The following is a 13,308-nucleotide window of genomic DNA, read 5'->3' as shown; positions in this document are numbered from 1 at the left end:
GCTTCAAAAAATTGAAGCAGTTCAAAAAAAAAATTAAATCATTTTTACTCTATTTTACTTTTCACGATTTCTTCCACGATTTCTGGATTTAATAATGTTGTAATATCTCCAAAATTAGAATAATCTCCTTCGGCAATTTTGCGTAAAATACGACGCATAATTTTTCCGGATCTTGTTTTTGGTAATCCAGTAACAAACTGAATCTTATCTAGTTTAGCAATCGGTCCAATATGATCGGACACATGTTGATTGATTTCATTACTTAGATTTTCTCTATCTCTATATTCTCCAGATTCTTTCAAAATCACAAAACCGTATAATGCATTTCCTTTAATATCATGTGGAAAACCAACAATTGCAGACTCTGCAACAGCCGGATGCTCATTAATTGCATCTTCAATAGGTGCTGTACCTAAATTGTGACCAGAAACAATAACTACATCATCAACTCGACCGGTAATCCTATAATACCCAACCTCGTCGCGTAAAGCTCCGTCTCCAGTAAAATATTTACCCGGAAAAGCAGAGAAATAGGTATCCTTATATCTTTGATGATCTCCCCAAATGGTTCTGGCGATACCAGGCCAAGGAAATTTGATACATAAACTACCATCAACTTGATTGCCTTCAATTTCATTGCGTTTATCATCCATCAAAACGGGTTGAATTCCCGGTAAAGGTAATGTAGCATACGTAGGTTTTGTTGGTGTGATAAATGCCAATGGAGCAATCATGATACCGCCGGTTTCGGTTTGCCACCAAGTATCAACTACTGGGCAACGCTTCCCTCCTACGTGGTCATTGTACCAGTGCCAAGCTTCTTCGTTTATTGGTTCTCCCACAGATCCAATTACTTTCAATGATTTTAATGGGAATTTTTGAACATACGATAAATTCTCTTTTGCCAAAGCACGTATTGCTGTTGGAGCCGTGTAGAATTGAGTTACTTTATGTTTCTCGATAGTTTCCCAAAAACGACTAAAATCAGGGTAAGATGGAACTCCTTCAAAAATAACTGTTGTTGCACCATTCAATAATGGTCCGTAAAGAATATAAGAGTGTCCTGTAATCCAACCAATATCTGCAGTACACCAAAAAATATCGTTCTCTTCATAATTGAAGACATTTTTAAAAGTATAGGCTGTGTACACCATATAACCCGCTGTAGTATGAACCATTCCTTTTGGTTTACCTGTAGATCCTGAAGTGTACAATATAAACAAAGGGTCTTCGGCGTCCATAATTTCAGCAACGCAATTGCTGGTTGCATTATCTAATAGAGGTTGCAACCATTGATCACGACCTGCTTTCATGTTTATTTCAGCATTCGTTCTTTTGGTTACCAAAACAGAAGTAACGCAAGGACAGCTTTCTAATGCGTCATCAATAATTCCTTTTAAATCGATAGTTTTATTTCCACGGTATCCTCCATCAGAAGTAATAACCATTTTACATTCACTATCATTGATCCTTGAAGCAACTGCCGAAGCAGAAAAACCTGCAAAAACAACAGAATGTATCGCACCAATTCGAGCACATGCTAAAACAGAAACGGCCAATTCAGGAATCATTGGTAAGTAAATACAAACACGGTCTCCTTTGGTTATCCCTTGCTCTCGCAAAACATTCGCCATTTTTGAAACACGTTCGTACAATTCATTGTAACTAATATGTAAAGCTTCTTCAGATGGATCGTTTGGTTCGAAAATAATGGCAGTTTTATCTCCTTTTTTAGCTAGATGCCTGTCAATACAGTTTTTTACAATATTTACTTTTGCTTCAGTAAACCATTTTATTTCAGCTTCAGCCATATTAAAATCAACAACTTTATCCCAATATTGGTACCAAGTGAAATTTTCCTCCGCAATTTTCCCCCAAAATTTTCGAGGTTCACGTATTGATTTATTATAATGCTTAAAATACTGCTCTAAACTATCAATCTTAAAATAACTCATTTTTTTCGTTTTTTTTATAAAAGTATTAAATCTCCCTCGTTTTAAAAACTATTACTTTAAAATATTAAAAAAAAATCACAAAAAGTAATTTATCATCACGTTTTATGATTTTTCTTTAAAAATTCAAGTTCTTTTAAGCATAAAAAACAATAAAAGGATACAATAGAAATATACCATATCCTTTTAATAACAATAATTAACAACAATTCTATTATTCTAACAGTTAGGGATTACTTCACTTAACTTACAAATTCGTTGGAAGTTAAGCGAAAGTAAAATGCATTAATACCTTTTCAATCATAAATAAATGCTTACTAATTCAAAATTTTAAACTTAATGATATCATGCAAATCCCAGCACACCCTCATGTGTGGTAATTCCTTTTTTAATTATCCTATTTTTTTCATTGCGGTCATTGATGCTCTCAACCAACCTCCCACTTCTTCTATAGGATGTTGACGAATAGTGCTGTTTACTGCAATTAATACTGCATTATCTACACCATTTGACGTTGAAAAAGGTTTTCCGATTATATTCGTTTCAACCGTTTTCATGAACTCAGTCAATAATGGTTTACAAGCATGATCAAACAAATAACAACCGTACTCCGCAGTATCCGAAATGATTCTGTTCATTTCATATAATTTTTTTCTTGCTACCGTATTGGCAATCAAAGGCAATTCATGTAATGATTCGTAGTATGCTGATTCCTCAATAATTCCTGATTCTGTCATGGTTTCAAAAGCCAATTCTACACCAGCTTTTACCATAGCAATCATTAATACTCCATTGTCAAAGTATTCTTGTTCTGAAATTTCAGCTGTTGTCGGAGCCGTTTTTTCAAAATTAGTTTCAGCTGTTGCTGCTCTCCATGTCAAAAGATTGATGTCGTCATTTGCCCAGTCAATCATCATGTTTTTTGAAAATTCCCCAGAGATAATATCATCCATGTGCTTTTGAAACAACGGACGCATGATGTCTTTTAATTCATCTGCCAATTCATAAGCCTCAATTTTTGCAGGATTAGAAAGACGATCCATCATATTAGTGATACCACCATGTTTCAAAGCTTCGGTAATGGTTTCCCATCCGTATTGAATTAATTTTGAAGCATATCCTGGCTCGATACCTTTTTCGACCATTTTATCGAAACATAAAATAGATCCCGTTTGCAACATTCCACAAAGAATAGTTTGCTCCCCCATTAAATCTGATTTTACTTCGGCAACAAATGAAGATTTTAAAACTCCCGCTTTGTGACCTCCTGTTGCAACTGCGTACGCTTTTGCTTGTTCTAATCCAGCTCCGTTTGGATCATTTTCTGGATGAACGGCAATAAGAGTTGGCACACCAAAACCTCTTTTGTATTCCTCACGCACTTCAGATCCTGGGCATTTAGGTGCACACATAATAACCGTTAAGTCTTTACGGATTTGCATTCCTTCTTCAACAATATTAAACCCATGAGAATAAGCCAAAGTAGCTCCTTGTTTCATCAATGGCATGATTGCGGTAACTACAGCAGTATGTTGTTTGTCTGGCGTAAGGTTACAAACCAAATCAGCTGTTGGAATTAATTCTTCATAAGTTCCCACTTTGAAACCATTATCTGTAGCATTTTTAAAAGAAGCTCTTTTTTCTGAAATTGCATCTGCACGCAAAGCATAAGAAATATCTAATCCAGAATCTCTCATGTTCAAACCTTGATTCAAACCTTGGGCTCCACAACCTACAATGACTACTTTTTTTCCTGCCAAAGCAGTAATTCCATTTGAAAATTCAGCTTGATCCATGAATTCGCAAACGCCTAATTGTTCTAATTGTAATCTAAGTGGTAATGTATTGAAATAATTTGCCATTTTTTTTATGTTTAATGAATATGTAATTTATTGTTTTATTTATTTGTTCTCAACTGTCAATTAAGATTTTGCCGATTGACGGTTATCTTAACCCTTCCAACATACTTGAAATTTCCATTTTTTCTTTGGAAACCGATATTCTTCCGGAACGGACAAATTGCATGATTCCAAAGGGTTTTAATTTTGCGTATAATTCTTCGATTTCTGAACGTTTTCCTGATTTTGAAATCACAAAAAATTCTCTTGATACCGTAACGATTTCAGCTTTACTTTCTTTTATAATATTCTGAATTTGTTTATCGTCAAAAAGTAGACTGGATTCAATTTTGAATAAAGCACTTTCTAAAAAGATAGTCTCATCATCAACATGATAAAACGCTTTGATGACTTCTATTTGTTTTTCTATTTGACCTACAATGTTATGCACCCATTTTTCGGTGGTATTAACAACAATGATAAATTTCGAAACATTTTCAATTTCAGATTCTGAAACATTTAGACTCAAAATATTGATGTGGCGTTTCAAGAATATACCCGATATTCTGTTTAGCAAGCCAACGTTATTTTCTGAATAAACAGAAATAGTGAACATTTTATTTTCCATTTTTTTTTGTTTAAAGTTTCTTTTGTTTAACGTTTAAAGTTGAGAATCGTCATTGAATTACTCCTGTTGCATTTATTAAACAACTTTAAACCTTAAACTTTAAACTATTTTAATTCAACCTTATATCTGAAACTGACGCTCCAGTTGGAATCATTGGGAATACATTATTTTCTTTCTCTACCATTACTTCTAGGAAATAAGAATCTTTGGAAGCCATCATCTCGGCTACTGCAGCATCCAGCTCTTCGCGTTTGGTAACTTTTTTTGATTTGATATAATATCCCTCAGCGATAGCTATAAAATTGGGATTAATCATTTCAGTCGAAGCGTATCTTTTATCAAAAAATAATTGTTGCCATTGACGTACCATTCCAAGGAATTCATTGTTTAACACAACAATTTTAACTGGAACTTTAGTTTGGAAAATAGTACCCAATTCTTGAATTGTCATTTGAAAACCACCATCGCCAATAATGGCAACCACTTCACGATCTGGCATACCCATTTTGGCACCAATAGCAGCAGGTAAAGCAAACCCCATCGTTCCTAAACCGCCAGAAGTAATGTTACTTTTGGTTGTATTGAATTTAGAATAGCGACACGTAAACATTTGGTGTTGTCCCACATCCGAAACCATAATGGCATCTCCATTAGAATGTTTATTGATCATTTCAATCGTTTCTCCCATAGAAATTCCACGATTGTTGGTTGGAGCCAACTCCTCGTTGATGACCGCTTCTAATTCAATTTTATATTTCTCTTTGAATTCGTTATGCCAAGAATCATGTGTTTTACTTTCGATAAGAGGAAGCAAAGCCGTTAATGCTTCTTTTACATCTGCCAAAACAGCTACTGTAGTTTTGACATTTTTATCTATTTCGGCTGGATCAATTTCAAAGTGTATGACTTTCGCTTGTTTCGCATAAGTGGCCAGATTTCCAGTTACACGGTCATCAAAACGCATTCCAAGTGCAATTAAAATATCGCATTCATTGGTCAAAACATTTGGCCCATAATTTCCGTGCATGCCTAACATTCCAACGTTCAAAGGATGATCTGTTGGCAATGCCGAAAGACCTAAAATTGTCCAAGCGGCAGGAATTCCAGATTTTTCTACCAATGCTTTCAATTGCTCTTCGGCTTGACCAAGAATAATTCCTTGTCCGAAAACAATATATGGCTTTTTGGCATTGTTTATTAAATCCGCCGCTTCTTTTACCTTTTCTAGATTTAAAGTTGGTCTTGGAGTGTAGCTTCTAATGCTAGTGCATTTCTCATAACTAAAATCCAACTCGTCAAACTGAGCATTTTTAGTAATATCAATCAAAACCGGTCCCGGACGTCCTGATCTTGCTATAAAAAAAGCTTTGGCTATAATTTCAGGAATTTCATGAGCCTCCGTAACTTGGTAGTTCCATTTGGTTACTGGAGTCGAAATCCCAATAATATCTGTTTCTTGAAAAGCATCCGATCCCAATAAATGTTTTCCTACTTGTCCAGTTATGCATACCATTGGAGTAGAATCAATTTGGGCATCGGCAATTCCAGTGACTAAATTGGTTGCTCCAGGTCCCGAAGTAGCTATTGCAACCCCAACTTTTCCGGTAGCTCTAGCGTATCCTTGTGCAGCGTGTGTTGCTCCTTGTTCGTGGCGCACCAAAACGTGATGCAATTGATCTTGAAATTTATATAATTCGTCGTAAACAGGCATTATTGCTCCTCCGGGATACCCATAAACTAGGTCAACTCCTTCGGCCAATAAGCATCTGATAACTGCTTCTGCTCCTGATATTTTATTATTTTTCATTTTTTATCTTTTTGGCAATTGCCTTTTTAAAAATTCTATGTCAATTTCAATGGCAATTTCAATGTCAATGGCAATATTAAAAATCATTTAGGTTCTTATTGTCATTGCAATTGTCATTGAATTTTGAAATTGCTATTGATTCTTACTTATCGGTAACACATCCTGTTGATGCGCTTGATACAGATCTAATATATTTAAGTAAAACACCTTTATTGGCTTTTAATTCAGGTTGAACCCAATTAGCTTTTCTTGCTGCAAATTCAGTATCGGATATTTTTAAATCAATAGTGTTTTTAACCGCATCAATTGTTATTGTATCTCCGTTTTGAACTAGCGCAATTCCGCCACCATCAAAAGCTTCTGGAGTAACATGTCCTACTACAAAACCATGAGATCCTCCCGAAAATCTACCGTCAGTAATCAAAGCAACCGATTTTCCTAGACCAGCTCCCATAATAGCCGATGTTGGTTTAAGCATTTCTGGCATTCCTGGTCCGCCTTTAGGACCACAATATCTAATGACGACAACGTTTCCTGGTTTTACCTCTCCGCCTCTAACGCCTGTTATAACATCGTGTTCGTTTTCGTAAACAATGGCAGTTCCTTCAAAAAACTCGCCTTCGTTTCCACTGATTTTGGCTACACATCCTTCTGAAGCAATATTTCCATATAGAATTTGAATATTTCCAGTTGATTTTAAGGCTTTATGAATTTCATGAATCACATCTTGACCATCATTTAAATCGGGTAAAGCAGCTAAGTTTTCGGCTATTGTTTTTCCTGTAACAGTCAAACAATCTCCATGAAGCAATCCAACTTTCAATAAATATTTCATTACTGCTGGAACTCCACCAACTTCATGTAAATCTTCCATTAAGTATTTTCCGCTTGGTTTCAAATCGGCCAGTAATGGTGTTTTGTCACTTATAGCTTGAAAATCGGCTAAAGTAATTTCAACATCAACAGAATGAGCCATAGCAATTAAGTGCATCACCGCATTTGTAGAACCTCCAAGAACTGCCACCATTGTAATAGCATTTTCAAATGCTTTACGAGTCATGATATCTCTTGGCTTAATATCTTTTTCTAATAATATTCTGATGGCGCTTCCTGCATCACTACATTCTTGTTTTTTCTCGTCACTCAAAGCAGGATTAGAAGAGCTGTAAGGCAAGCTCATCCCTAAAGCTTCAATAGCAGATGACATCGTGTTTGCAGTGTACATTCCACCACAAGCACCCGCACCCGGACAAGCATTTTTTATAACCCCCTTGAAATCATCAGGAGTAATGGTATTGCTAAACTTTTTGCCTAATGCTTCAAAAGCCGAAACAATATTTAATTTTTCATCTTTCCAACGTCCTGAATGGATTGAACCTCCATAAACCATTATTGCAGGACGATTTAATCTTCCCATTGCAATTATAGAACCTGGCATATTTTTATCACAACCTGGAATTGCAATTAATCCGTCATACCATTGCGCTCCCATAACCGTTTCAATGGAATCGGCAATAACATCACGGGAAACTAATGAATAACGCATCCCATCGGTACCGTTTGAGATTCCGTCACTAACACCAATAGTATTAAATATCAACCCAACAAGATCTGCATTCCAGACTCCTTTTTTAACATCTTTGGCAAGATCATTCAAGTGCATATTACAAGTATTTCCTTCATACCCCATACTTACAATTCCAACTTGAGCTTTTTTCAGATCTTCTTCTGTTAAACCAATTCCGTACAACATAGCTTGAGCTGCTGGTTGTGTTTCATCTTGCGTAATCGTCTTGCTGTATTTATTTAATTCCATTCTATGTTAATTTGTGTATTTAAATTTTTATCTAAAAAAAAACCTCCCAAAATTATGGGAGGTTTTAAATATATTTTCACTTATATTTATACCAATCCCTTTTCATATGTGATAATCACAATGACACTTAAAACTAAAGTTAGATTGATAATGAATTTCATTTCCTTGTTTTTTTTAACTCTGCAAAAGTATAAAAATAAATTCAATAAAAAAACATTTCTTCAACAATTTTAGCGTTTTTAGTGATATAATTCAACGTTTTATGATTTTTACCTATTAAACGATAGTTGATTGCCCTATTTGGACATTATCATTCTTAAAATACAAATCATCTTTGCTTAATATCACGTTTGAAATAAAATCTCCAACATCATTGGTTCCAAATCTTGAACCTGGATTTAAATCAATAGTAACTACTTTATATTCAATCGCTTTTTCGACAGCTTCATATACTTTCTTAGCTTCTTTTTCTAGTCCAAAATGCTCTAATAACATTGCGGCAGACAAGATTGAAGCAATAGGATTGGCAATATCTTTACCTTTTGCTCGAGGATACGATCCGTGGATAGGCTCAAAAAGTGCATTATTGTTTCCTATTGAAGCAGAAGCCATTAAACCAATAGATCCCATAATGGCACAAGCTTCGTCTGAAAGAATGTCTCCAAATAAATTCTCGGTCAAGATGACATCATATTGTTTAGGATCTGTAATAATTTGCATGGCAACATTATCAATATACTGACATTCTAATGTAACATCCGGGTATTGCAGTGCAATTTTTTTGACTACTTTTCTCCACAATCTAGAAGTCTCAAGAACATTTGCTTTATCCACTAATGTTACTTTTTTTCTTCTGATTTGTGCTGCTTTGAATGCTTGGTGCGTGATACGGTTAATTTCGTTTTCAGAATATTCACATATATCCGAAGCGAAAGTTCCTTCTTCGTTTATTATTTTTTCACCATAGTACGATCCTCCCGTGAGTTCTCTATAAATTACAAAATCTACATTTTCGATAACTTCTCTTTTTATAGGAGAAGCATCCAGAAGATTTTTAAAAGGTTTTATAGGTCTGATATTAGCGTAAAGCCCCAATTCTTTTCTAAGTTTCAATAATCCTTGTTCTGGACGTACTTTCGCATCCGGATTATTATCGTATTTTGGATTACCAATGGCACCAAACAAAACGGCATCGGTATTCAAACAAAGATTTAAAGTTTGCTCTGGCAAAGGATTTCTAGTTTTGTCAATGGCTGTAGCGCCAATTAAAGCATCTTCAAAAATAAACTCATGGTCATACGCAACACTTATAGCATATAAAGCTTTCTTTGCCTGTAAGGTTACCTCTGGACCTATCCCATCTCCTGAAAGTACTGCTATTTTTAAGTTCATATTTTCTACTTTTATTTGTTATACTTAACACAATGACATTTTCTGATTAACTAAAAATCGTCTCTAAATAAATTAGTTCATCTCTTCCGAAAAAGTATTTAAATTTTGGTTGTCATCCCGATAATTATCGGGACTCTTTTTAATTTCATCGGAAGAAAACTGTTTTTAGATGAGGGTTTCAATTTTAGAAGCTTCAATAATTTGATGAATATCATGATCTAGCACTTCTTTTTTGATATCGGCAAATTTTAAAAATTCTATATATACAATATCCAACTGTACTTTTGTCAATTCATATCCCACTTTTTTGGCTCTGTATGCCAAAGCTGCTCTACCACTTCTGGCTGTTAAAATTATAGAAGACTCATTGACGCCAACATCCAAAGGATCCATGATTTCATAAGTAGCTCTATTTTTAATCACCCCATCTTGATGAATTCCTGAACTGTGTGCAAATGCATTGGCACCAACAATTGCTTTATTAGGTTGCACAATCATTCCCATACTATCCGAAACCAATCGACTCATTTCGTTCAATTGCTTGCTATCGATATCGGTATATAAATTCAAGTATGGATGTTGTTTAAAAATCATCACTACTTCTTCAAGAGCAGTATTACCGGCTCTCTCTCCTATTCCATTAATGGTACATTCTATTTGTCTCGCTCCGTTTACGGCTCCAGCAATTGAATTAGCAGTTGCCATTCCCAAATCATTATGACAATGACAAGAAAGAATTACGTTTTCAATTCCTTTTACGTTTTCCTTTAAATATTTAATTTTGGCACCATATTCTTCTGGCAAACAATATCCAGTAGTATCCGGTATATTAAGAACTGTAGCACCCGATTTAATCACTTCTTCACATACTTTTGCCAAAAATGCATTGTCGGTTCTACCAGCATCTTCCGCATAAAACTCTACATCTTCAACATACGATTTTGCATGGGAAACAGCGTATTTTGCTCTAGCAATTACATCTTCACGAGTGGTTTGCAGTTTGTGTATTATATGGGAGTCGGATGTTCCAATTCCTGTGTGTATACGAGGTCTAACAGCATTTTTTAAAGCCGCAGCCGCAACATCTATATCATTCTTAACTGCTCTGGTAAGTCCACAAACAGTTGCGTTTTTTACGATTTTTGCTATTTCAGTAACAGACAAAAAATCACCTGGACTCGAAACAGGGAAACCAGCTTCAATAATATCTACACCCATTTCGTCTAGACGATTGGCTATAACAAGTTTTTGGTTGGTATCTAATTTACATCCTGGGACTTGTTCTCCGTCTCTTAAAGTGGTGTCAAAAATTTGGACTTTCTCTCTATTCATTTTAATTTATTTAATGTAATTTCACATCTCATAAACAAAAATAGATTTCATTTCACCAAAACTAAACCTGTTTTGATGGAATATACTACTTATAAAGCAAAAAATAACAACGTAAACTACTGATTACCAGTATTTTAAACCTGTATATAATACAATGGCTAACCCACAAAAAGATTTTTTATTTGTTTTAATTAAATCGTTGTCCAAATCAGAAAAAAGACAATTTAAGATATTTGCAAGTCGATTGGAAACCAGTTCGAATACAAAGTTTATCGAGTTATTTAATATTTTGGATAAATCTGAAAACTATGACGAGAAACTTATTTTAAAAAACGGACTCATAAAAAAAGTACAATTATCCAATCTGAAATCGTATTTGTACAAACAAATTCTGGTAAGCATTCGGTTGAATATACCAAGTCAGAACATTCGCTATCAGCTAAGGGAACAGATTGACTTTGCAACTATTTTATACAACAAAGGGTTGTACAGACAAAGTTTAAAGATATTGGATAAAACAAAACAACAAGCCTTAGAGAATGATGAAAAATACATGGCTTTTGAAATTGTTGAATTTGAAAAATTAATAGAATCACAATACATCACCAGAAGTATCCAAGGACGGGCAGATGAATTGGTTATTCAAGCCAAAGAATTAAACTATCGCAATACGATTTCGAGTAAATTATCGAATTTATCCCTGCAATTGTATGGTATTATGCTAAAAACAGGATATGTAAAAAGCGATGAAGAGTACAAATATATTGATGATTATTTCAATAAGCATATCGCGCGTTTAGACCAATCCAAATTCGAGTTTAGAGAGAAATATTGGTTTTACAATGCCAATCTTTGGAGAAGCTTCCTAGTTCAAGACTTTCTTTCCTGTTATAAATATTCCTATAAATGGGTAACACTGTTTTATGACAATAAAAATATGATTTTTCTAAATCCTGTTTTCTTCTTAAAAGGGAATCACTATTTATTAGAGTCTTTATTCATGCTTAGATACAAGTCGAATTTCAAAAAGTATTTGGAATTGTTGGAAGAAACCATCAATGATCCTCGTTTCCCCGTAAATGATAACATTGCTTCGTTGTCTTTTCTTTATTTGTACAATAACAAATTAAACTATCATATACTAGAAGGGACTTTTGCGGAAAGCGAATACCTAATTCCCGAAATTTTAAATAAAATAAAAATTCACAATGAGCACTTGGATGAACATCACGAAATGATGTTTTATTACAAAATTGCCTGTATTTACTTTGGCAATGAAAAATATAATGAATCCATCTTTTATTTAGAAAAAATCATCAACAATAAAAATCTTTCTATGCGGGAAGATTTGATGTGTTTTGCAAGGCTTTTATGTTTAATTGTACATTATGAATTGGGGAAGGATTATTACTTAGAGAACCAACTCAAAAACACCTATAAATTTTTGCTCAAAATGAATGATTTGCATGAGGTTCAAAAAGAGATCATTCGTTTTCTTAAAAACCTTAGTACTTTGTATCCAAGTGACATCAAAAAAGAATTCATAAAAATGAGAGAACGTTTTATTGAATTAGAGAAAAACACCTACGAGAAAAGAGCTTTCCTATATCTTGATATTATTTCTTGGCTAGAAAGCAAAATAGAGAATAGAAAAATAAGTGACATTATAAAGGAAAAGGCGAAGTTGAGCAACAGATGATTTCTTTTTTTTAATCCAACCATTGAGCACCACAGCTATTCATTTCCCTTAAGATGTGAAATTTCATAAAATCATAGCCCACGGTTTCAACCGTTGGAGACAATATCTTGGAGAATATACAATCTCTAAAATATGTTCAGCGATACGTTACCCACGGTTAAAACCGTGGGCTATGGCAAAATGCTGATAAAGCAATATTTTATCACATTAAGTTACCTAGAATGACTAAAACCGAAACCTAATCTTCATGTTCTTCCGATTGTTTTTCAGACCCACTAATCAATGTATTGGCATTGGCTCTAATCTCGGTATGACGAATTTCTCCGCCAGAGGTTCCTACTTTTTGCACTAAAAATAATCCAGCGGTTGTAATACCAAGTATCAAAAAGGAAAATAGTTTAGCTTTTGAATTATTTTTAAAGTTAAAATACAATCCTGCAAGAGATAAACCGCCCAAAACATAAAGCAATACAGCTAATTTTTCGGCTAATTCTTCATGTTCATGGATAATTTGTTTCCCTATATTTGGCATATCTTCAACCAGTTCCTCTGCTCCTTCTCCCGTCCCCATGCTAATTGCTCCAAAAATAGCCGCAACTATAAAGAGTACATAAGAGGTGTTCAGCAGCGTTTTGTTTTTTAAAACCAGTCCAACGATTAAAATACCAAATCCAAAAATGGTTCCAATAATTGGAAAATGGTTTACTACCATGTGTAAATGTGCGTCGTTCATAACTTAATTTGATTTAATGATTAATGATTTTTACGTATTCTAAATGTATTACAATTGATTGATATTAACGATTATAAATCAATAATATCGGCTTAATTATTAGAGACTGCT

9 protein-coding genes are annotated in these 13,308 nt (G+C 34.3%); 1 reads left to right on the top strand and 8 read right to left on the bottom strand.

Translation table 11 applies throughout. From position 1 onward, the window contains the following. Positions 1–44 precede the first annotated feature (44 nt). The 7 genes from acs to FNW52_RS09505 form a co-directional block, all read right to left on the bottom strand. On the bottom strand, positions 45–1,955 hold the full coding sequence (acs, locus tag FNW52_RS09535; RefSeq protein ID WP_143377237.1) for an acetate--CoA ligase: 1,911 nt from the start codon (positions 1,953–1,955) through the stop codon (positions 45–47). A 389-nt stretch (positions 1,956–2,344) separates the two neighbouring features. Further along, the gene (gene ilvC / locus FNW52_RS09530; protein ID WP_143377236.1) at positions 2,345–3,814 is read right to left on the bottom strand and encodes a ketol-acid reductoisomerase; all 1,470 of its coding nucleotides are present in this window, start codon (positions 3,812–3,814) and stop codon (positions 2,345–2,347) included. Positions 3,815–3,896: 82 nt separating this feature from the next. Further along, on the bottom strand, positions 3,897–4,418 hold the full coding sequence (gene ilvN / locus FNW52_RS09525; RefSeq protein WP_143377235.1) for an acetolactate synthase small subunit: 522 nt from the start codon (positions 4,416–4,418) through the stop codon (positions 3,897–3,899). Positions 4,419–4,527: 109 nt separating this feature from the next. After that, the gene (gene ilvB / locus FNW52_RS09520) at positions 4,528–6,225 is read right to left on the bottom strand and encodes a biosynthetic-type acetolactate synthase large subunit (protein ID WP_143377234.1); all 1,698 of its coding nucleotides are present in this window, start codon (positions 6,223–6,225) and stop codon (positions 4,528–4,530) included. 142 nt (positions 6,226–6,367) lie between these two features. Next, on the bottom strand, positions 6,368–8,041 hold the full coding sequence (gene ilvD / locus FNW52_RS09515) for a dihydroxy-acid dehydratase (RefSeq protein WP_143377233.1): 1,674 nt from the start codon (positions 8,039–8,041) through the stop codon (positions 6,368–6,370). Between the two features lie 276 nt (positions 8,042–8,317). Continuing rightward, entirely contained in the window at positions 8,318–9,433 is a 1,116-nt protein-coding gene (leuB, locus tag FNW52_RS09510; protein ID WP_143377232.1) for a 3-isopropylmalate dehydrogenase, read from the bottom strand. Between the two features lie 165 nt (positions 9,434–9,598). Continuing rightward, positions 9,599–10,765: a 2-isopropylmalate synthase gene (locus tag FNW52_RS09505; RefSeq protein ID WP_143377231.1), complete on the bottom strand. Its 1,167-nt coding sequence runs from the start codon at positions 10,763–10,765 to the stop codon at positions 9,599–9,601. 154 nt (positions 10,766–10,919) lie between these two features. On the opposite strand from FNW52_RS09505, the gene FNW52_RS09500 reads away from it, so the two are divergent. Next, positions 10,920–12,464: a hypothetical protein gene (locus tag FNW52_RS09500; protein ID WP_143377230.1), complete on the top strand. Its 1,545-nt coding sequence runs from the start codon at positions 10,920–10,922 to the stop codon at positions 12,462–12,464. Between the two features lie 238 nt (positions 12,465–12,702). Here FNW52_RS09500 and FNW52_RS09495 read toward each other — a convergent pair whose 3' ends face one another. Further along, positions 12,703–13,197 carry a hypothetical protein gene (locus FNW52_RS09495; protein ID WP_143377229.1) on the bottom strand — a complete coding sequence of 165 codons (495 nt, stop codon included), beginning with the start codon at positions 13,195–13,197 and terminating at the stop codon, positions 12,703–12,705. Between the last annotated feature and the right edge of the window lie 111 nt (positions 13,198–13,308).

Source organism: Flavobacterium sp. ZT3R18 (genome assembly GCF_007097385.1).
Lineage (GTDB): Bacteria > Bacteroidota > Bacteroidia > Flavobacteriales > Flavobacteriaceae > Flavobacterium.
Note: the sequence above shows the minus strand (reverse complement) of the source record. Positions and strands in the feature narration are given on the sequence as shown.